Below are 20,044 nucleotides of genomic sequence, written 5' to 3'. Positions count from 1 at the left end.
TGCGCCCTCGCCTGTTTGGCGCTATATTTTGACGGAACCATTCAAATTTTTTGAATGCTTATTTCAGGCGCATCCATGCAAGCGATTACCCCCGAACTGCTGATCCTGGTGGACGCCATCGCGCGCCACGGCAGCTTTGCCAAAGCGGCCCGCGAACTCGGCAAGGTGCCCTCGGCGGTGACCTATTCCATCCGCAAGCTGGAAGACGGGCTGGACGTGCTGCTGTTCGACCGCTCGGGGCACCGCGCGCTGCTGACGCCGGCGGGCGAAACGCTGCTGAAGGATGGGCGCCACGTGCTGCAATCGCTGGACGACCTGGCGTGCCGCGTCAAGCGCATCGCCACCGGCTGGGAAGTGGAATTGCGCATCGCGGTCAGCGCCGTGCTGCCGTGGCGGCCGCTGTACGATCTGATCGAGGAGTTCCAGGCGCTGGGCAGCGCCACCACGCTGCGCTTTTCCAGCGAAGTGCTGAGCGGCAACTGGGACGCGCTGACTTCCGGCCGGGCCGATCTAGTCATCGGCGCGGGCGCCGCCGGCGAACCCACCGGCCCGTACCGCTCGCAAGCCATCGGGCAATCGCAATTCGGCTTCTGCGTGGCTGCGCACCATCCGCTGGCGTCCTTGCCGCAGCCGCTGAGCCGCGGGGACATCACGCGCTACTGCGCGGTGGTGGTGGCGGATACGTCCCGCAACCTGGCGCCGCAGACCCGCGGCATCCTTGCTGAACAGCCCACGCTGGTCATGCCCACCATGCAGGCGAAGATAGACGCCCAGGTGCGCGGCCTGGGCTGCGGCTACCTGCCGCTGACGCTGGCCGCGCCCTATCTGGCGCAAGGATTGCTGGTGGTATGCGAGACGGATGAAGGCATGTCCCTGACGGAACACCTGGCCTACGCCTGGCGCTCCGAGCCCCCAGGCGAAGCCTTGAAATGGTGGCTGCAGAAATTGAAGTCGCCGCGCCTGTGCGAGAGCCTGCTGGGGATGGGATAAGGCGCGCGGCCGCGCACCCTATTCGTCTTCGATGCCCAGCTCGCGCAGCTTGCGCGTGATGGTGTTGCGGCCTATGCCCAGGCGTGTAGCCGCTTCCACGCGGCGGCCGCGGCTGGCGTCCAACGCGCTTTGCAGCAGGATTTTCTCGAACTGGCGCGTCAGCGTGGCCATGACCGCGGGCTCGCCGCGCTCCAGCCGGTACTGCGCGTCGCGCACCAGGGAATCCTGCCAGTTGCGCGATGAATCGTCGCCCACGGGCGCCGCGGCCTGCACCACCGTACCCACGCCGGCCATGGGCGCGGCGGGACGCGCAAACGCCAGGCTAGGTTGTTGCTGGTGCTCCATGGCGCGGATTTCCGGCGGCAGATCCGCCGGTTCCACCGTCTGGCCGGGAGCCATCACCGTCAGCCAGTGACAGAAGTTCTCCAATTGGCGCACGTTGCCCGGAAAATCGAACTTGGACAGCACGGCCAAGGCTTCCGGCGTCAGGCGCTTGACCGGCACACCCAGCGCACGGGCGCTGGACGTCAGGAAGTGGCCGGCCAGGGCCGGGATGTCCTCGACCCGCTCGCGCAAGGGCGGCAGGCGCAACCGGATCACGTTCAGGCGATGGAACAAGTCCTCGCGGAACAGGCCCTGCTCCACGCGCTGCTCCAGCGGCTGGTGGGTGGCGGCGACGATGCGCACGTCGACCCGCACCGGCTGCGCCCCGCCCACGCGGTAGAAACTGCCTTCGGCCAGCACGCGCAACAGGCGCGTCTGCAGCTCGATGGGCATGTCGCCGATTTCGTCCAGGAACAGCGTGCCGCCGTGCGCTTCCTCGAAGCGGCCGCGGCGCAGATTGTTGGCGCCGGTGAACGCGCCGCGTTCGTGGCCGAACAGCTCGGCCTCCAGCAGGTCGCGCGGGATGGCCGCCGCATTCAGCGCCACGAAGGGACCGCCGGCGCGCACGCCATGGCCATGCAGGGCGCGCGCCACCAGCTCCTTGCCGGTGCCGGACTCGCCCGTGATCAACACGGTGACCTTCGATTGGGCCAGCCGGCCAATTGCCCGGAACACTTCCTGCATGGCGGTGGACGAGGACTGCGTCATCATCCAGCGTTCATTGTTCTGCGCCGACTCGCCTTGCCCTTCAGGCCCTTCCGGCTGGGCTGACTCCTGCATGGCGCGCTGGATCAGCGCTACCGCCTCGTTCACGTCGAAAGGCTTGGCCAGGTAGTCGAACGCGCCGCCCTGGAAGGCGGATACGGTGCTGTCCAGGTCCGCGAACGCGGTCATCACGATCACGGGCAGGCCGGGATGGCGTTCCTTCAACTGGCGCAGCAGCTCCAGTCCGTTGCCGCCGGGCATGCGGATATCCGAGACCAGCGCGGCGGGCGCTTCCGCGGCCGGCTTGTCGCGCGACAGCGCGTCCAGCACGTCGGCAGATTGGGAAAAGCTGCGGGTGGGGACCCCGGCGCGCGCCAGGGCCTTTTCCAGGACCCAGCGGATGGCCTGGTCATCGTCGACGATCCATACGGGTTTCATCAGAGTGCAGGCTCCATCGGAAGGACCAGGCGGAACTCGGTGCGGCCAGGCCGGGATTCAAATTCGATGATGCCGCCGTGCTGCTGCACGAAGTCCTGCGCCAGGCTCAGGCCCAGGCCGGTGCCTCCGGCCCGGGCCGTGACCAGCGGATGGAAGATGCGGTCGCGGATCTGATCCGGCACCCCGGGACCGTTGTCGATGATGGACAGCACCAGCGCCAGGCGGTGCTGCCGGTGGGCCAGCATCACCTGCCGCGCCACGCGCGTGCGCAGCGTAACCACGCCGGGCTCGGTTTGCGGGCCTTGCGGCCGCGCCACCAGTTCCTGCGCGGCATTGCGGGCCACATTCAGGACGGCCTGCATCAGGCGGGCGGCATCGCCCTTCAGATCCGGCACCGAGGCGTCGTAGTCGCGCAGCAGCGTGACGTCGTTGCGGAATTCAGCCTGGATCAGCGCGCAGACGCGCTCGCAAATTTCATGGATATTGACCGGCCGCGCATTCAGCGGCACACGTTGCGGGCCGCTCAGGCGGTCCACCAGCGCCTGCAGGCGGTCGGCTTCGGAAATGATGACCTGGGTGTACTCGGCCAGTGCCGCGCTGGGCAGCTCGGCTTCCAGCAGTTGCGCGGCGCCGCGCAGGCCGCCCAGGGGATTCTTGACTTCATGCGCCAGATTGCGCAGCAGTTCGCGGTGGGCCTCGATCTCGTCAACCAGCCGGTGGTTGCGATCGGCCAGCACGCGTTGCTCGATCTCGCGAGTTTCTATCAGCACGGGCCAGCGCTGGCCCGTCAGCCCGACGGTCGTTACGGAAACTTCCACGGATTCGGCGGCGCGGCGCAACGAGGCCAGTTGCCTGACGTCGGCATAGCGTCCGGCGGCGGCGCGGTCGATGGAGGATTGAATGTTTTCCGGACTGTCGAACAGCGTGGCGGCGGATTGGCCGCCCAGTTGCTTGCGCGAGCGGCCGAACAGATCTTCGGCGGCCGCATTGGCGTATTCGATATGACCGCGTGCGTTGACCAGGAAAACGGACGTGGCTAGCAAATCGAGAGCTTCTACATTCATTTTCTACATACCCGAATGTGAGGGGAAGGCGGAACGCGACGGCGGCGCCGGAACCGGGCGCCCTGCCCGCCGGGCTATTGCACCTGGCGGGCAGTACGTCGAACCGCGACCTGGAAGTGCGCGTGGTGCGGGCCCTGGTTTCTGCCTACATCGCGCGACCTCCAGCTGCAGCCTCAGCGCATCAGAGGCTGTAGTACATGTCGAACTCGACCGGGTGCGGCGTCATGCGCAGACGGTTCACGTCGCCCATCTTGAGTTCGATATAGGCGCTGAGCATGTCGTTGCTGAACACGCCGCCGCGGGTCAGGAACTCGCGGTCGTTGTCCAGGGCTTCCAGCGCCTGCTCCAGCGACGCGCAGACGGTCGGGATCTTGGCGTCTTCTTCCGGCGGCAGGTCGTACAGGTTCTTGTCGGCGGGATCGCCGGGGTGGATCTTGTTCTGCACGCCGTCCAGGCCAGCCATCATCAGGGCCGAGAAGGCCAGGTACGGGTTGGCCAGGGGGTCCGGGAAACGCGCTTCGACGCGGCGGCCCTTCGGATTGCCGACGTACGGAATGCGGATCGAAGCCGAACGGTTGCGGGCCGAGTAGGCCAGCTTCACGGGCGCTTCGTAGTGCGGAACCAGGCGCTTGTACGAGTTGGTGCCGGGGTTGGTGATGGCGTTCAGCGCGCGGGCGTGCTTGATGATGCCGCCGATGTAGTACAGCGCGAATTCCGACAGGCCGGCGTAGCCGTTACCCGCGAACAGGTTCTGGCCGTCCTTCCAGATGGACTGGTGGACATGCATGCCGGAGCCGTTGTCGCCGACGATGGGCTTGGGCATGAACGTGGCGGTCTTGCCGTAGGCGTGGGCCACGTTGTGGATCACGTACTTGACGATCTGCGTCCAGTCGGCGCGCTGCACCAGCGTGCTGAACTTGGTGCCGATTTCGAGCTGGCCGGCGCCGGCCACTTCATGGTGGTGCACTTCGACCGGCACGCCCATCTGTTCCATCAGCAGGCACATTTCCGAACGCATGTCCTGGAAGGAGTCGACCGGGGGCACGGGGAAGTAGCCGCCCTTGACGGTGGGACGGTGGCCAGTGTTGCCGCCTTCGAATTCCAGGCCCGAGGACCAGGGCGCTTCTTCCGACTTGATCTTGACGAAAGTGCCGGACATGTCGCTGTTCCAGGTCACGCCGTCGAAGACGAAGAATTCGGGTTCCGGACCGAAGTAGGCGGTGTCGCCCAGGCCGGAGGACTTCAGGTAGGCTTCGGCGCGCTTGGCCAGCGAGCGCGGGTCGCGGTCATAGCCCTTCAGATCGGACGGTTCGACCACGTCGCACGACAGGATCAGGGTCGGCTCTTCGCGGAACGGATCGAGGTTGCCGGTGGACAGGTCGGGGATGAGCAGCATGTCGGAGGCTTCGATGCCCTTCCAGCCCGGGATCGACGAACCGTCGAAGGCCTGCCCGCTTTCCAGCTTGTCTTCATCGATCTGGCTGATAGGCACGGAAACGTGGTGCTCACGGCCAATCGTATCGGTAAAGCGGAAATCCACGAATTTGACTTCGTTGTCGGCGATCTGTTTCAGGACATCTTTCGGGCTTGCCATGTCATCTCCATTAGATAAAAAGGTCGAGGGCTTTGCCCGTCGATTGGCATAAAAGAAGGAAGCAATAAGCGTGCCAGGTTTTACCCCCGGGATTCCCCGGGGAAGGCAGGCGGGTCACGGGAAAATGTAGCACCATAATGGTGCAAATAGTGGGGCATGCTGGCCCCACTATGGTGCATGCACGCTACAGGAACATTTCCTGCAGATCATTGAGAAATCTCCAGCCCAGCGGGGTCGCCCGCAGACGGGTGGGATCGGCGTCCAGCAGGCCGCGCTTGGACGCTGCCTCCAATTGGTGCGCAATGGCGGCCAGCGACAGGCCGGTGCGTTCGTTGAAGGCGGTGGCGGCGACGCCGTCCTTCAGGCGCAGGGCATTCAGCATGAACTCGAACGGCAGTTCGTCCGGGCCGACCTGGCGGCTTTCGGCGATGTGGCTGCCGTCACGAGTCATGGCGGCCTGCATCCACGAGTCTGGACTGCGCAGCCGCGCCTCGCGCAGGATGCGGTCATGGAAGGAGAGCTTGCCATGCGCGCCCGGCCCCAGGCCCAGGTAGTCGCCGAACTCCCAGTAATTCAGGTTGTGGCGGCAGCGGGCGCCGGGCTTGGCATAGGCCGAGACCTCGTAGCGGGACAGCCCGGCCGCAGCCAGTTCGGCTTCCACCGCGTCCTGCATGGCCGCGCTGGTGTCGTCGTCGGGCAGGTCCTCGGGCGGGAACTTGGCGAAGACGGTATTGGGTTCCATCGTCAGGTGATAGAGCGACAGATGCTCGGTGCCGAAGGCCACGGCTTGCCGCAAGTCGGCCACACAGGCCTCCAGCGTCTGGCCGGGCAAGGCGAACATCATGTCCAGGTTCACGCGCGCGACGGCGCGCTGCGCCATCTCGATCGCCGCCCGGGCCTGGGCGCTGTCATGGATGCGGCCCAGCTTCTTCAGCTGGGCGTCGTCGAAACTCTGGATTCCCAGCGAGAACCGCGTCACGCCGCTGGCGGCGTAGTCGCGGAAGCGCCCGGCCTCGGCCGTGCCGGGGTTGGCTTCCATCGTGATCTCGGCGTCGGGCCACAGGTTCAGACAGGCGCGCAACATCGCCAGCAGCTCGTCCAGGCCCTCGGACGACAGCAGGCTGGGCGTGCCCCCGCCGATGAAAACCGACACCACCTGCCGCCCCCAGATGGAAGGCAGCGCCTGTTCCAGGTCGCTGCGCAGCGCATCCAGATAGGCGCGCTCCGGGATCTCGCCCGGCGCCGCGTGCGAGTTGAAGTCGCAATAAGGGCATTTGCGCACGCACCAGGGCACATGCACGTAGACCGACAGCGGCGGCAGGCTGGTCAGCGTGGCGCCGGCCGGCAGCTTCAGGCGCGACGGCTGCGCGCCCATGTCGTTGCGGATGGGAATGATGATGGACATGCGTAATTCCTGGACTGGGCGCCACGCGGCGCCCTCGTCAAGCCTGGCTCAGCTTGCTCAACAGTTCGCGCAGCGCGCGGGCGCGGTGGCTGCGCTGGTTCTTTTCCTCCGGGTCCAGCGCCGCGGCGGTCAGGGCCTGGTCGGGCAGATAGAAATGCGGGTCGTAGCCAAAGCCGTTGGCGCCTTCGGGCTGGTCGATGATCTCGCCATGCCACAGGCCTTCGCCGATGAGCGGGCGGGGATCGTTTTCGGAGCGCACCAGCGCCAGCACCGCCACGTACCAGGCGCTGCGGTCGGCCACGCCGGCCAACTTGCGCACCAGCAGTTCGTTATTGGCCTGGTCTGATTTTTCGCCGCCATGCATCTTGGCATAGCGCGCCGAATACACGCCGGGCGCACCGTCCAGCGCCGCCACGCACAGGCCGGAATCGTCGGCCAACGCGGGCAGTCCGGTCAGGCGGCTGGCATGGCGGGCCTTGGCCAGCGCATTTTCGACGAAGGTGACGTGCGGCTCTTCGGCTTCGGGCACTCCCAGTTCGCCCTGGGGCACCAGTTCTATGCCCAGAGGCGCGAACAAGGCAGAGAACTCGCGCAGCTTGCCGGCATTGTTGGAGGCCAGCACGACGCGGCGCAGGGAATCGGGAATCTTGGGAGCAGTCATGGGCAAATTGTATAGGGCGCGGGCCGGATGCGCCGCCGCCGGGGCGGGATACCCCGCTCGCAGGAAGGATATGCCCTGGGCCGGGGTTGACAGTGATGCGTACCCTAATTGAAGATGGCGCGCCCGTCGTCGACGCAACAACGCCGACATATTTTCTTGTCAATATGATCAAACTTGTCACTGATAGTATCTGAACGCACCGGCGATGGACCCCATTCACGCTTTGCCCCGGCCGGTAGCGGCCCGCGCGCCCTCATCATCCCTGGACAGCGCGTCAGCGCACGTGAGCCTGGCCGGCATCCTGCGCGAACGGCTGTTGCGCCCGCGCTTCCAGCCCGTGGTCGATCTTTCGCACAGCCGCATCTACGGCCATGAAAGCCTGATCCGCGGCCCCGCCGACACCGCTTTGCACTTCCCCGACGCGCTGTTTGCCGAGGCCCGCCGCCAGGGCCTGCATCCGCAGCTGGAACTGGCCAGCTTCCGCGCCGGCGCCCAAGGCTTTCATCAGCACGACGCCGCCGGCATGCTGTTCCTGAACCTGTCCGGCTCGGCGCTGCTGCATTACTGGACCCTGTGGGGCGAGGAAATGCCCCAGCGCCTGCTCAAAGACTGCTCACTCGCGCCGTCCAGCATCATCGTCGAGCTCACCGAGCAGGATCCGCTGTCCGAGCACATGGCGGAGCTGTCCAGCGCCTTCGCCTGCCTGCGCGAGCATGGCATGCGCGTTGCGCTGGACGACTACGGCGTGGGCAACTCCAATCTGCAGCTCTGGGCCGAGATGCAGCCGGACCTGGTCAAGATCGACCGCTATTTCTTCGACGGCATCGGCCAGGACGAACGCAAGCAGAACATGGTGCGCGCCATCCTGAAGGTGGCGCAGCACCTGGGCACCACCATCGTCGCCGAAGGCATCGAAACCGCCGAGGACCTGGCCGTGGTGCGCGAACTGGACATCCGCTACGCGCAAGGCTGGCTGCTGGGCCGGCCGGAAGAAATGCTGCTGACCGAGCTGGCGCCGCCGCTGCGCGATTCGCTGCGGCAACGGGCCCCGGCGGCCGCGCTGCAGCGCGGCATCGGCGGCACCGCCGCCAGCCTGCGCGTCGAAGCGCCGGCGGTGCAATTGAGCGGGCATACCAACGACGACGTGCACCGGCTGTTCATCGAGCACAAGGAGATGCACGCGGTGGCCGTGGTGGATGACGACAACCGCCCGGTCGGCATCATCAACCGGCGCGACTTCTCGGAACACTACGCCCAGCGCTACACGCGCGAACTGTTCGGACGCGACGCCTGCTCGACCTTCATGAACGCCGAACCGGTGCTGGTGGACTTGAATGTGTCCATCGACCAGTTGAGCCATGTGCTGATCTCGGAAGACCAGCGCTATCTGATGGACGGCCTGATCATCACGCGCGAAGGCCGCTACGACGGGCTGGCCACCGGCGAAACGCTGGTGCGCTCGGTCACCGAAATGCGCATCGAGGCGGCGCGGTACGCCAATCCCCTGACCTCCCTGCCCGGCAACATCCCCATCAGCCGGCACATCGCCACGCTGCTGGAAGACGCGGACGACTTCACCATCTGCTATGGCGACCTGAATAACTTCAAGCCCTTCAACGACGTCTACGGCTACTGGCGCGGCGACGACATGATCATGTTGACCGCCGAGGTCATCAAGCGCCATTGCGACCCGCAGCGCGACTTCGTCGGCCATGTGGGCGGCGACGACTTCGTGGTGCTGCTGCGCAGTCCCGACTGGATGGAGCGCGCCCAGCGCATCATTGCCGAATTCAACGACCGCGCGATGGACCTGTACGACGACGCAGGCCGCCGCAACGGCGGGATCGAAGCCGAGGACCGCTACGGCGTGCCCCGCTTCTTTCCCTTCGTGACGCTGGGGGTCGGCGCCCTCACCGTCACGCCCTCGCTATGCGAGCGCATCCGCCCTGAGGACATCGCGTCGGCTGCCGCCCATGTCAAGCACAAGGTCAAGCACGGGAACCTGTCGCTGGTGGCCGAGCGCTACACCGGCGGCATCCTGCCGCAGCTCGACAGCTGAGCCCTGCTGCCCGGCCGCACCATGGGCCGGCTGGGCGATCTGGAACACCGCCACCGCCCGCCGCAAGCCTTGCGCCTGGGCTTCCAGAGCGGCGGCCGCGGCTGCGGTCTGCTCCACCATGGCGGCGTTCTCCTGCGTCGAGCGCTCGATGTCCGCCACCGCGTGGTTGACCGAGGCGATGCCGGCGGCCTGCTCGGCCGTGGCGCTGGAAATCTCGGCCACGATCTGCGTCACCCGGTCCACCGACTGCACCATGTCCCGCATGGTGTCGCCGGCCAGGCTGACCTGGCGCACCCCCGCCTGCACGCGCGCCGCGGAATCCTCGATCAGGCCCTTGATCTCCTTGGCGGCCTGCGCGCTGCGCTGGGCCAGCGAGCGCACCTCGCCCGCCACCACGGCGAAGCCCTTGCCCTGTTCTCCGGCGCGCGCCGCTTCCACGGCCGCGTTCAGCGCCAGGATATTGGTCTGGAAGGCGATGCTGTCGACCACGCCGACGATCTCGCCGATGCGGCGCGCGCTCTCGGCGATGCCCTGCATGCTCTGCACCACTTCTTCGACCGCCGCGCCGCCGCGCTGCGCCAGCTGTGTGGCGCCCAGCGCCTGGCGGCTGGCCAGGTCGGCGTTGCCCGCCGTCAGCTGCACCGTATGCGCCAGCTGCATCATGTTGGCCGACGCTTCCTGCAGCGAGCCCGCCTGGCGCGCGGTGCGGTCCGACATGTCGGCCCCGCCCGCGGCGATCTCGCCCGAGCCGGTATGGATTTCCTCGACGCCGTGGCGCACCGAGGCGACGGCCGCCGACAACCCCTTCTGCATGCGCCGCATGGCGCTGTACAGGACGCCGATCTCGTTGTCGCCGCGCATGGCGATAGCGCCCGTCAGGTCGCCGTCGGCGATGCGGTCGAAATGCGCGCCGGCCTCGTTCAGCGGCCGCAGGATGCTGCGGCGGAACGCCAGCCGGATCAGCACGGCCAGCGCCAACACCAGCGCCAGCACGCCGGCGGCCACCGCGATCACCCGCTGCAGCGTGAGGCTGGCGCTGGCCACCGCCGCCTGGCCCTGATCGCGGGCGTAGGTTTGGTAGGCGTCGGCCTGCTTGACGTAGGCGGCGCCGCTGGCCGGCAGCGCCTTGTCCACCAGGCGGTTCACCTCGATGCCGTTCCAGCCTTTGATGGCCGCGTGCATGGGCGCCAGCGTCTTGTCCGCGAAGGCGGCATAGGCGGCCAGCACAGCATCGAAGCGCGGCGCGCCCTCGGCGCTGGCGTCGGGATTGGCGCGCAGGCGCGCCATGCTGGCCGCGGCCTGCTTGAAGAGCGCCTCGGCGTGCGCCAAAGACTCGTTGCGCGCCTCTTCCAGGCCGCCTTCCATTGCCGTCTTGGCATCCGTCAGCGCGGCGCGCGCCTGGAACAGCCGGCTGGTCATGTCGGCCAGGTCGCCAGCGCGTTCGATGCTGCCCCGGCCCAGCGCTTCGATGTCCGCGCGGTTTTCCCGCAGCACCGAGATTCCCGCCGCCGCCGCCAGCGCGAACAGCGCCACGAACAACGCAAGAATGGCCGACACCGCCGTCGTGACCCTGATGTTTTTCCGCATATCAGTCCATACAAAACCTGCCGCCAGCGGCGGCGTTCGTACGGATTATGGACACCCAGTTTGGCAATTTCTTGACACAACCCCGCCGCCGGGATGACAAACTCCCGTCACGAAACCGAACCCCGTATTAAGCAATTGTGAATTGGCAGGGACTGCGGCTTGCGGCACATTCAATTCTGCACCGATCCATCACCCATATAGAAAACAGCAACATGCCCAACGCCTCCCACGCCTATCAGGATATCCGCGAAGCCGTACGCGACCTCTGCGCCCAATTCCCCTCCGAATATTTCCGCAAGGTCGACGAAGAACGCGGCTACCCCGAAGCCTTCGTCCGCGCGCTGACCGAGGCCGGCTGGCTGGCCGCGCTGATCCCGCAGGAATACGGCGGCTCCGGCCTGGGCCTGACCGAAGCGTCGGTCATCATGGAAGAAATCAACCGCAGCGGCGGCAACTCCGGCGCCTGCCACGGCCAGATGTACAACATGGGCACGCTGCTGCGCCACGGCTCCGAAGCCCAGAAGCGCGAATACCTGCCGCGCATCGCCGCAGGCGAACTGCGCCTGCAGTCCATGGGCGTGACCGAGCCCACCACCGGCACCGACACCACCAAGATCAAGACCACCGCCGTCAAGCGCGGCGACCGCTACGTCATCAATGGCCAGAAGGTCTGGATCTCGCGCGTGCAGCACTCGGACCTGATGATCCTGCTGGCGCGCACCACGCCGCTGGACCAGGTCACGCGCAAGTCGGAAGGCATGTCCATCTTCCTGGTGGACCTGCATCACGCCGTGAAGCACGGCATGGCTATCCGCCCGATCCCCAACATGGTCAACCACGAGACCAACGAGCTGTTCTTCGACAACCTGGAAATCCCCGAAGAAAACCTGATCGGCGAGGAAGGCAAGGGTTTCAAGTACATCCTGGACGGCCTGAACGCCGAACGCACCCTGATCGCCGCCGAGTGCATCGGCGACGGCTACTGGTTCGTGGACAAGGTCACCGCCTACGCCAAGGAGCGCATGGTGTTCGGCCGCCCCATCGGCCAGAACCAGGGCGTGCAGTTCCCCATCGCCCGCGCCCACATCAACGTCGAAGCCGCCAGCCTGATGCGCTACGAAGCCTGCCGCCTGTTCGACGCCCATGAGCCCTGCGGCGCCCAGGCCAATATGGCCAAACTGCTGGCCGCCGACGCGTCCTGGGAAGCCGCCAACGCCTGCCTGCAATTCCACGGCGGCTTCGGCTTCGCCACGGAATATGATGTGGAGCGCAAGTTCCGCGAAACCCGCCTGTATCAGGTTGCGCCGATCTCGACCAACCTGATCCTGTCCTACGTGGCCGAACACATCCTGGGCCTGCCCCGCTCCTTCTGACCGGATCCCGACATCAATGACCGTTGTCAAAGACACCCCGCACCTGAGCGCCGAGCTCGCGGCCTTTGCCGCCAACCTGCGCTATGAAGACATACCGGCCCCGGTGCTGCGCCGCGCCGAGGACCTGCTGCTGGACTGCCTGGCCTCCATCCTGGCGGGGGCCTCCGCGCGCGCCGTGCAGGCCATCGACCGCTATGCCGCGGCCATGGGCCCGACCGACGGCCCCAGCGAAGTGCTGATCACCCGCCGCCGCACCACGCCGCTGTTCGCCGCGATGGTCAATGCCGCCGCTGCCCACGTGGTGGAGCAGGACGACGTGCATAACGGTTCCGTGTTCCACCCGGCCGCGGTGGTGTTCCCGCCCGCGCTGGCCGTGGCCCAGGCCTTGGGTCGTTCCGGCCGCGACCTGCTGGTCGCCGCCGTGGCGGGCTACGAAGTCGGGATCCGCGTGGGCGAATTCCTGGGCCGTTCGCACTACAAGATCTTCCACACCACCGGCACCGCCGGCACGCTGGCCGCCGCCGTCACCACCGGCCGGCTGCTCAACCTGTCCCCCGAGGAAATGCTGCACGCGCTCGGGTCGGCCGGCACCCAGGCGGCCGGCCTCTGGGAGTTCCTGCGCGACGCTGCCGACTCCAAGCAACTGCACACCGCCAAGGCCGCCGCCGACGGCATTACCGCGGCCTACCTGGCACGCGAGGGCTTCACCGGCGCGCGCCACATCCTGGAAGGCCCGCAGGGCATGGCGGCCGGCATGTCGACGGACGCCGACCCCAGCCGCCTGTGCGACCGGTTGGGCGAGCGCTGGGCGCTGGCCGAGACCTCGTTCAAGTTCCACGCCTCCTGCCGCCACACCCACCCGGCCGCCGACGCGCTGCAACAGGCGCTGCGCGACAACAATCTCACCGAGGCCGACGTCGAACGGGTCGTTGCCCACGTACATCAGGGCGCCATCGACGTGCTCGGGCCGGTAGTCAATCCGCAGACCGTGCACCAGTCCAAGTTTTCGATGGGCACGGTCCTGGCATTGATCGCCCGCCAAGGACGCGCCGGCCTGGCCGAGTTCGACGCTGGCCTGGACGATCCGGGCGTGGCCACGTTCCGCGGCAAGGTGGAAATGGAGCTCGACCCCGAGGTCGACGGCGCCTACCCCCAACGCTGGATCGGCAAGGTCACCGTCTACACCCGCGACGGCCGCAAGCTGCATGGCCGCGTCGACGAGCCCAAGGGCGATCCGGGCAACACCCTGAGCCGGGCGGAAATCGAGGACAAGACGCTAAGCCTGGGCCGCTATGCGGACGCCGCCACCGAGCAGGAGCTGCGCGGGCTGATCACGGCGATCTGGAATCTGGAGAAAGCCGAAAAGCTGGGGATGCTGCTGCCGCGGGCCTGACGGCGGCAGGCTGGAGCCTGTGCAAGGCTCCTTTTACTGTGTATGGACTCTGGTCGACGGGTTGGCCGCGATGAACGCGCCCAACCCGTCATTTCTTGGCGCTGATCAGGCCAGCGCCGCGCGCTGTTCGCGCACCAGGCCGGCAATGCCGCCTTCGGCCAGCACCAGCATCCTATCCAGTTCCGCGCGGGTGAAGGTGGCGCCCTCGCCCGTGCCCTGCACTTCCACGAAGGCTCCGCTGCCGGTCATGATCACGTTCACGTCCGCGTCGCAGGCCGAGTCTTCCTCGTAATCCAGGTCCAGCACCGCGCGGCCCTGCACCAGGCCGACCGACACCGCCGCCACCGCGTCGCGTATCGGGTTCGCGGCCAGGTCGCCGCGCTTCATCAGCAAGGCGATGGCGTCGGAGGCCGCCACCCAGGCGCCGGTGATGCTGGCGCAGCGCGTGCCGCCGTCGGCCTGCAGCACGTCGCAGTCCAGATGCAGGGTGCGTTCGCCCAGCGCCTTCATGTCGAACACCGCGCGCAGGCTGCGGCCGATCAGGCGCTGGATTTCCTGCGTACGGCCGCTCTGCTTGCCGCGCGCGGCCTCGCGGTCGCCACGGGTATGGGTGGCCCGCGGCAACATGCCGTATTCAGCCGTTACCCAGCCTTCCCCCTTGCCCTTCAGAAAAGGCGGTACTTTCTCCAATACGCTGGCCGTGCACAGCACATGGGTATTGCCGGCCCTCACCAGTACCGAACCTTCGGCGTAGCGCGTAAATCCGCGCTCCAGGCTGAACGGCCGCAGTTCGTCGACGGCGCGGCCCGAAGGACGGGCGATGGCGGGGGTATTGGTCACAGGCAGACTCCAGACGTGGCTAAGATCCGCCGCATTGTACGGGGTGGCGCCGCAGGAAACCGCCGCTTGGAGTATCCTGCCGCGATGTAACCGGTACATACACAAGGCTCGCGCCGAAATACCGGCTGGCGCGGGCTGGGCCGTAACCGGTTCCCAATAAAAAGCATTACCAGGACACGCACATCATGATTCGCAGCATGACCGCTTTCGGCAACGCCCGCGCAGATCTCGAGCAAGGCACGCTTGCGCTCGAATTCCGCAGCGTCAACAGCCGCTTCCTCGACCTCTATTTCCGCCTGCCCGACGAATTGCGCCACGTCGAAACGCCGCTGCGCGAACTGCTGACCGCCAACCTGGCGCGCGGCAAGGTCGAGATCCGCGTCTCCTACACGCGCAACGCCAGCACCGACCTATCCAAGCTGGAGCCGGCCTGGCTCGAAAGCCTGGCCGAACAGCTGCAAGCGGCGCGCCGCATCCTCCCGGACATCGCCGCCCCGCGCCTGGTGGAATTGTTCAACTGGCCCGGCCAGCGCGCCAACGACGCCCTTGACCCGCAAGTCTGGGGCGCGGCCTGCCTGCAGGCCGCCCAACAGGCCCTGACCCAATTGCAGGAAGGCCGCGAACGCGAAGGCGAACGCCTGGCCGGCATGATGCGCGATTGCGCCGACGGCGTGGCGCGCATCGTCGAACTGGTGCAGGCGCACCTGCCCCAGCTGCTGGCCGACCACCGCGACAAGCTGGCCTCCAAGCTGCGCGAAAGCGTGGAATCCGCCTTCCCCGGCGGCTTCACCCACATTTCCGGCGCGGAACTGTCGGAACGCCTGTCGCAGGAAGCCAACCTGTTCGCGCTGCGCATCGACGTAGCCGAAGAGCTGTCGCGCCTGCGCTCGCACCTGGAAGAGCTGCGTCACCTGCTGGGCGACGGCGGCGGCAAGCAAGCCTCCGGCAAGAAGAACGCCGGCAGCGCAGGCAAGCGCCTGGACTTCCTGTTCCAGGAAATGAACCGCGAAGCCAACACCCTGGGCTCCAAGGCCGGCAGCATGGAAGTCACCCGCGCGGCCATGGACTTGAAGCTGCTGATCGAACAGATGCGGGAACAGGCGCAGAACATCGAGTAACCGGATACGCGGTGGCGCGTTGTCTGTGCGCCGGATCTGGGCAATAAAAAGCAGCCCTTATGTGCTGGATGGACGATCCAGTATGTAAGGGCTGCTTTTTGTCTGATTTTGGAATGTAGAAGGGCCGACCATTCGTCCATATCTGCTGATATAGCCCCCACAGCCAAGCTTGCCGGTCCGGGAGCGGCATGGGTCAACATCAGAGAGGACGGAGAACATCTTGAACACAGCATTCGATTGCATCAAGCACGCTCTGCAGGTAGCGGTCGCCCACGCCAACGGCGATGCATCTGGGGTGCGCGTACATCGCCCCCGCCTAGTCGAAACAGTGGAGCGGGACGCCCAAGAGTCGCCGCGCAACGATGAAGCTGTAATTCATGATTGACATTCATGTATGCCATGGCTCACAATAAATGCAATCGAAATCGTCCAGAGTCGCCAGTTCAAAGTGTGGCATGACAATCTGCGCGACAGGATTGTCCGCGCACGTATCACTGGCAGAATCCGCCTTGCCGAGCGTGGCAATCTGGGCGATTGGAAGCCCTTGCACAATGGTGTTTCAGAAATGCGTATCGACGTGGGTCCCGGCTACCGTCTGTACTTCACCCGACGCGGCAACACTGTAATCGTGCTGCTATGCGGTGGCGACAAAGCAAAGCAGGACGCCGACATCAAGCGCGCCATCGATCTCGCCAAGCAGTGGAAGGAGTGAACCATGAGCGAACCTCTCACCGTCAACATCCCCGAAGGATTTAGCCGTTGGGATGCCGCTGACACCCTCAAGACAGATGAGGATGCGGTGCTGTATTTCGAGGCTTGCCTTGCGGAAGATCCTGGCGACGGCAGTCTGATCCGTGCGGCTCTGGGCGACATCGCCCGTGCGCGAGGCATGAGCCAGCTTGCCCGCGATACGGGTCTATCCCGCGAGGGCCTGTATCAAGCCCTGTCTGCAAAAGGCAATCCAGAGTTCAGCACCATCATGAAAGTAATCCGCGCGCTGGGACTCAAACTGCACGCGGAGATCGCGCACGCTTGAACGACTTGCGACGGTCACTCGTTTGACCGCAGCCCACGAGGGGGCAATGGCTGTACGGCCAGTCCCCTCGCCGCGCCGCGCCGGCCTTTCAGCGCGCCTCTCCCGCCGCAGGCTCTCCCCGCAGCGCTGAATCCAGATACGCGCTGCGCGCCCGCGCATCGGGGAACTTCATATCACGGTAGTTGACGAAGCGCGAGCCGCGCGCCAGCCGGTAGCCGGCCCAGATCAGCAGGAACAGCGGAATGCCGATATAGGTCGCGACCACGCCGCCCCAATCGATCTTGTCCTGCAGGAACGCCTGGTAGTTCTGTCCCAGGGTAATGACCAGGCACAGCACAAAGGCGAATATCGGCCCGAACGGAAAGAACGGCGACACATAGGGCAGATCGGCCAAGTTATGGCCCTGCTTGACGTAGCCGCGGCGGAATCGGTAATGGCTGATGGCGATGCCCAGCCAGGCGATGAAGCCCGTCATGCCGGACGTGTTCAGCAGCCAGATGTAGACGGCGTTGGGACTGAAGATGAAGGTGAAGAAGCACAGCGCCGCCACCGCCGTGGTCGCCAGCAGCGCCCACAGCGGCACGCCGTTGCGCGAGATGCGGCCGAAAATGCGCGGCGCCTTGCCGTCGCGGGCCAGGCTGTAGAGCATGCGCGTGGCGGCGTACATGCCGGAGTTGCCGGCCGACAAGACCGACGTCAGCACCACCGCATTCATGACCGAAGCCGCCCCCAACAGGCCGGCGCGCTCGAAGATCAGGGCGAAGGGGCTGACGCTGATGTCCTCGACCTCGTTGCGCAGCAGATGCGGATCGGTATACGGAATCAGCAGGCCGATGACCAGGATGGCCGCCACGTAGAACAGCAGAATGCGCCAGAACACCTGCCGCACCGCGCGCGGCAGGTTGCGCGCCGGATCCTTGGATTCGCCCGCGGCGATGCCGATCAGTTCGGTGCCCTGGAACGAAAATCCCACCACCATGGCCACGCCGATCAGCGCAGCAAAACCGCCCGAGAAAGGCGCGTCGCCCACCGTCCAGTTGGCCAGGCCGCCGGCCTCGCCGCCGCGGATGATGCCCAGCAGCATCATCACGCCCATTGCCACGAACGCCAGTACGGCGATCACCTTGATCAGCGCAAACCAGAATTCCGCCTCGCCGAAGCCGCGCGCCGACATGGCGTTCAGGCCGAACGTGATTGCCAGGAACAAGGCGCTCCAATAGAACCCGGGCACGTCCGGAAACCAGTACGCCATGACGAGCTGCGCCGCCACCAGGTCGACCGCCACCGTGACCGCCCAGTTGTACCAATAGTTCCAGCCCAAGGCGAAGCCGAAGCCGTCCTCGACGTAGCGCGCGCCATAGGTGGAAAAAGAACCGGAAACCGGCATGGCGGCGGCTAGTTCGCCCAGGCTGGTCATCAGGAAATAAACCATGATGCCGATCAGCACATAGCCCAGCAGCGCGCCGCCAGGGCCGGCCTTGGCGATGGTCGCGCCCGAGGCCACGAACAGCCCGGTGCCGATCGACCCGCCTACCGCGATCATGGTCAGGTGGCGCGCGGACAGCGTGCGGCGCAACTCGGAAGGTTGTTCCGCCTCCGCCTTGCGCGTGCCGCCTGAGCGACGTTCATCGTGTTCCGATGGTGCCAAAATGCGTTTCCTTCAGGTCATGAAGGCACCCGCGCCACGCGCCCGGGTGCCTGGGGATTTCCAAGCAACCGGCGAGGATAGCGCAAGAGACCCCATCCGGTGAAATCGCGGGGCCTCGGGGACGGATCAATCGGACTACTGGAACGCCGTTTCCATGAAGGTGCGCAACTTGCGCGAATGCAGGCGCTCCGGCGGCATATCGCGCAGCCGCTCCAAGGCACGGATGCCGATTTCCAGATGCTGGTTCACCTGCCGGCGATAGAAGGCGCTGGCCATGCCGGGCAGCTTCAGTTCGCCATGCAAGGGCTTGTCCGACACGCACAGCAAGGTGCCGTAGGGGACGCGGAAACGGAAGCCGTTGGCGGCGATGGTGGCCGATTCCATGTCCAGCGCAATGGCGCGGGACTGCGCAAAGCGCTCCACCAGTTCCAGGTGGTCGCGCAGCTCCCAGTTGCGGTTGTCGATGGTGGCGACCGTGCCCGTGCGCATGATGCGCTTCAGGTCCCAGCCCGACAGCCCCGCGACTTCTTCGACCGCCTGCTCCAGCGCCACCTGCACCTCGGCCAACGCGGGCACCGGCACCCAGGTGGGCAGGTCGGCGTCCAGCACGTGGTCCTCGCGCACATAGCCATGCGCCAGCACGTAGTCGCCCAGGCGCTGGGAATCACGCAGGCCGGCGCAGTGGCCCAGCATCAGCCAGGCATGCGGGCGCAGCACGGCGATGTGATCGGTAATCGTCTTGGCGTTGGACGGGCCCACGCCTATGTTCACCAGCGTGATGCCGGAATGGTCGCCGCGCACCAGGTGATAGGCCGGCATCTGCGGCAGCCGCACTGCCTGGTCCTCGTCGCCCGGACCGCTTTCGCCGCGGCGCGTGATGCGGTTGCCCGGCTCCACCAGCATGTCGTAGTCAGCGTTGCCGCTGGCCATCAGCGCGCGGGCGCGGGCGCAGAACTCGTCCACGTAGAACTGATAGTTGGTGAACAGCACGAAATTCTGGAAATGCGCCGGCGCGGTCGAGGTGTAGTGCTGCAGGCGATGCAACGAATAGTCCACGCGCTGGGCGGTGAACGGCGCCAGCGGCTTGGGTTCGCCCTCTTTGCCGCGCCAGGAGCCGTTGACGATGGCATCGTCCGTCACCGCCAGGTCCGGCACGTCGAACAGGTCGCGCAGGGGCCGCTTGAGCGCTTCCAGATGCTCGCCTTCGACATAGGCGCCCTCGGGGAAAGCAAAATGCAGCGGAATGGGCGAATCGGACTCGCCGACCTCCACCGCCACGCGGTGATTCTGCAGCAGCTGGCCCACTTGCTCTATCAGGTAGTCGCGGAACAGCGCGGGCTGGGTGATGGTGGTCTGGTAAATGCCCGGTTCGGCCACGTGGCCATACGACAGCCGCGTATCGATCGGGTCATAGGTTTCCACCACGATGCGGATGGCCGGGTAGTAGGCGCGGGCGCGCTCGCGGCCGTTGGTCGAGCCTTTCAGCACTTCGCGGAAGGCGGCGCGCAGGAAAGCGGTGTTGCGCGCATAGATTTCGATCAGGCGCTCCACCGCCGCCACCGCATCCTGGAACGGTTCGAAGGGCAAGGCGTCAGGCCGGCTCATGGAAGACAAAGGGTGCACTGCATTCATCATCGAGCTTTACTCCGCTTCTCATCTTATCTGTTTCAGCGGCCGCTGCCGGCTTGCCGTGCCGTGGGGCCGATGGCGACGATTATGCACGAGCCAGCGCAAGATGAAGTGTCATAT

15 protein-coding genes and 1 pseudogene are annotated in these 20,044 nt (G+C 66.2%); 7 read left to right on the top strand and 9 right to left on the bottom strand.

Going from position 1 to position 20,044, the window contains the following annotated elements; all coding sequences use genetic code 11:
• Window positions 1–75: 75 nt before the first annotated feature.
• Window positions 76–990: a LysR family transcriptional regulator gene (locus WBB14_RS25920; protein ID WP_424242308.1), complete on the top strand. Its 915-nt coding sequence runs from the start codon at window positions 76–78 to the stop codon at window positions 988–990.
• A gap of 18 nt (window positions 991–1,008) precedes the next feature.
• On the opposite strand, the gene ntrC is transcribed toward WBB14_RS25920, so the two are convergent.
• The 5 genes from ntrC to rdgB form a co-directional block, all read right to left on the bottom strand.
• Window positions 1,009–2,517 carry a nitrogen regulation protein NR(I) gene (gene ntrC, locus WBB14_RS25915; protein ID WP_424242307.1) on the bottom strand — a complete coding sequence of 503 codons (1,509 nt, stop codon included), beginning with the start codon at window positions 2,515–2,517 and terminating at the stop codon, window positions 1,009–1,011.
• Window positions 2,517–3,581 (bottom strand): nitrogen regulation protein NR(II), encoded by a 1,065-nt coding sequence (glnL, locus tag WBB14_RS25910; RefSeq protein WP_424242306.1) that lies wholly within the window; start codon window positions 3,579–3,581, stop codon window positions 2,517–2,519. Before glnL ends, ntrC begins: the two co-directional genes overlap by 1 nt.
• A 181-nt stretch (window positions 3,582–3,762) precedes the next feature.
• Window positions 3,763–5,175, bottom strand: a complete 1,413-nt coding sequence (glnA, locus tag WBB14_RS25905; protein WP_332015065.1) for a type I glutamate--ammonia ligase — start codon at window positions 5,173–5,175, stop codon at window positions 3,763–3,765.
• 184 nt (window positions 5,176–5,359) lie between these two features.
• Window positions 5,360–6,580, bottom strand: a complete 1,221-nt coding sequence (hemW, locus tag WBB14_RS25900; protein WP_424242305.1) for a radical SAM family heme chaperone HemW — start codon at window positions 6,578–6,580, stop codon at window positions 5,360–5,362.
• 37 nt (window positions 6,581–6,617) lie between these two features.
• The gene (rdgB, locus tag WBB14_RS25895) at window positions 6,618–7,241 is read right to left on the bottom strand and encodes an RdgB/HAM1 family non-canonical purine NTP pyrophosphatase (protein ID WP_424242304.1); all 624 of its coding nucleotides are present in this window, start codon (window positions 7,239–7,241) and stop codon (window positions 6,618–6,620) included.
• A 205-nt stretch (window positions 7,242–7,446) separates the two neighbouring features.
• On the opposite strand from rdgB, the gene WBB14_RS25890 reads away from it, so the two are divergent.
• Complete coding sequence (locus tag WBB14_RS25890) at window positions 7,447–9,300, top strand: EAL domain-containing protein (RefSeq protein ID WP_424242303.1); 1,854 nt, start codon at window positions 7,447–7,449, stop codon at window positions 9,298–9,300.
• Between the two features lie 153 nt (window positions 9,301–9,453).
• Here WBB14_RS25890 and WBB14_RS25885 read toward each other — a convergent pair.
• Window positions 9,454–10,887, bottom strand: a pseudogene (locus WBB14_RS25885) (methyl-accepting chemotaxis protein); the annotation flags it as partial.
• A gap of 212 nt (window positions 10,888–11,099) precedes the next feature.
• Here WBB14_RS25885 and WBB14_RS25880 point away from each other — a divergent pair.
• Window positions 11,100–12,260, top strand: coding sequence for an acyl-CoA dehydrogenase family protein (locus WBB14_RS25880; protein ID WP_013393987.1), 1,161 nt, complete (start codon window positions 11,100–11,102; stop codon window positions 12,258–12,260).
• Window positions 12,261–12,276: 16 nt separating this feature from the next.
• On the top strand, window positions 12,277–13,653 hold the full coding sequence (locus WBB14_RS25875) for an MmgE/PrpD family protein (protein WP_424242302.1): 1,377 nt from the start codon (window positions 12,277–12,279) through the stop codon (window positions 13,651–13,653).
• A 105-nt stretch (window positions 13,654–13,758) separates the two neighbouring features.
• On the opposite strand, the gene rph is transcribed toward WBB14_RS25875, so the two are convergent.
• Window positions 13,759–14,493, bottom strand: coding sequence for a ribonuclease PH (gene rph / locus WBB14_RS25870; RefSeq protein WP_424242301.1), 735 nt, complete (start codon window positions 14,491–14,493; stop codon window positions 13,759–13,761).
• 185 nt (window positions 14,494–14,678) lie between these two features.
• Here rph and WBB14_RS25865 point away from each other — a divergent pair, with 185 nt between their 5' ends.
• From WBB14_RS25865 to WBB14_RS25855, 3 genes are all read left to right on the top strand, one after another.
• The gene (locus tag WBB14_RS25865; protein WP_424242300.1) at window positions 14,679–15,611 is read left to right on the top strand and encodes a YicC/YloC family endoribonuclease; all 933 of its coding nucleotides are present in this window, start codon (window positions 14,679–14,681) and stop codon (window positions 15,609–15,611) included.
• Between the two features lie 394 nt (window positions 15,612–16,005).
• Window positions 16,006–16,323: a type II toxin-antitoxin system RelE/ParE family toxin gene (locus WBB14_RS25860; protein ID WP_424242299.1), complete on the top strand. Its 318-nt coding sequence runs from the start codon at window positions 16,006–16,008 to the stop codon at window positions 16,321–16,323.
• Between the two features lie 3 nt (window positions 16,324–16,326).
• Window positions 16,327–16,647 carry an addiction module antidote protein gene (locus WBB14_RS25855; RefSeq protein ID WP_424242298.1) on the top strand — a complete coding sequence of 107 codons (321 nt, stop codon included), beginning with the start codon at window positions 16,327–16,329 and terminating at the stop codon, window positions 16,645–16,647.
• An 88-nt stretch (window positions 16,648–16,735) separates the two neighbouring features.
• Here WBB14_RS25855 and WBB14_RS25850 read toward each other — a convergent pair whose 3' ends face one another.
• Window positions 16,736–18,295 carry an amino acid permease gene (locus WBB14_RS25850; protein WP_424242297.1) on the bottom strand — a complete coding sequence of 520 codons (1,560 nt, stop codon included), beginning with the start codon at window positions 18,293–18,295 and terminating at the stop codon, window positions 16,736–16,738.
• A 135-nt stretch (window positions 18,296–18,430) separates the two neighbouring features.
• Window positions 18,431–19,930, bottom strand: coding sequence for an AMP nucleosidase (locus tag WBB14_RS25845; RefSeq protein ID WP_424242296.1), 1,500 nt, complete (start codon window positions 19,928–19,930; stop codon window positions 18,431–18,433).
• Window positions 19,931–20,044: the final 114 nt, after the last annotated feature.

This window comes from Achromobacter sp. (assembly GCF_049647645.1).
In the GTDB taxonomy this organism is placed as follows: domain Bacteria; phylum Pseudomonadota; class Gammaproteobacteria; order Burkholderiales; family Burkholderiaceae_B; genus Achromobacter.
Note: the sequence above shows the minus strand (reverse complement) of the source record. Positions and strands in the feature narration are given on the sequence as shown.

What these genes read in the sequence shown, in the direction of transcription:
- WBB14_RS25920 (WP_424242308.1), top strand. Translation starts at nt 76, where the DNA reads ATGCAAGCGATTACCCCCGAACTGCTGATCCTGGTGGACGCCATCGCG.
- WBB14_RS25875 (WP_424242302.1), top strand. Translation starts at nt 12,277, where the DNA reads ATGACCGTTGTCAAAGACACCCCGCACCTGAGCGCCGAGCTCGCGGCC.
- hemW (WP_424242305.1), bottom strand. Translation starts at nt 6,580, where the DNA reads ATGTCCATCATCATTCCCATCCGCAACGACATGGGCGCGCAGCCGTCG.
- glnL (WP_424242306.1), bottom strand. Translation starts at nt 3,581, where the DNA reads ATGAATGTAGAAGCTCTCGATTTGCTAGCCACGTCCGTTTTCCTGGTC.
- glnA (WP_332015065.1), bottom strand. Translation starts at nt 5,175, where the DNA reads ATGGCAAGCCCGAAAGATGTCCTGAAACAGATCGCCGACAACGAAGTC.
- WBB14_RS25860 (WP_424242299.1), top strand. Translation starts at nt 16,006, where the DNA reads ATGCCATGGCTCACAATAAATGCAATCGAAATCGTCCAGAGTCGCCAG.
- WBB14_RS25880 (WP_013393987.1), top strand. Translation starts at nt 11,100, where the DNA reads ATGCCCAACGCCTCCCACGCCTATCAGGATATCCGCGAAGCCGTACGC.
- WBB14_RS25865 (WP_424242300.1), top strand. Translation starts at nt 14,679, where the DNA reads ATGATTCGCAGCATGACCGCTTTCGGCAACGCCCGCGCAGATCTCGAG.
- WBB14_RS25890 (WP_424242303.1), top strand. Translation starts at nt 7,447, where the DNA reads ATGGACCCCATTCACGCTTTGCCCCGGCCGGTAGCGGCCCGCGCGCCC.
- ntrC (WP_424242307.1), bottom strand. Translation starts at nt 2,517, where the DNA reads ATGAAACCCGTATGGATCGTCGACGATGACCAGGCCATCCGCTGGGTC.
- rdgB (WP_424242304.1), bottom strand. Translation starts at nt 7,241, where the DNA reads ATGACTGCTCCCAAGATTCCCGATTCCCTGCGCCGCGTCGTGCTGGCC.
- WBB14_RS25845 (WP_424242296.1), bottom strand. Translation starts at nt 19,930, where the DNA reads ATGATGAATGCAGTGCACCCTTTGTCTTCCATGAGCCGGCCTGACGCC.
- WBB14_RS25855 (WP_424242298.1), top strand. Translation starts at nt 16,327, where the DNA reads ATGAGCGAACCTCTCACCGTCAACATCCCCGAAGGATTTAGCCGTTGG.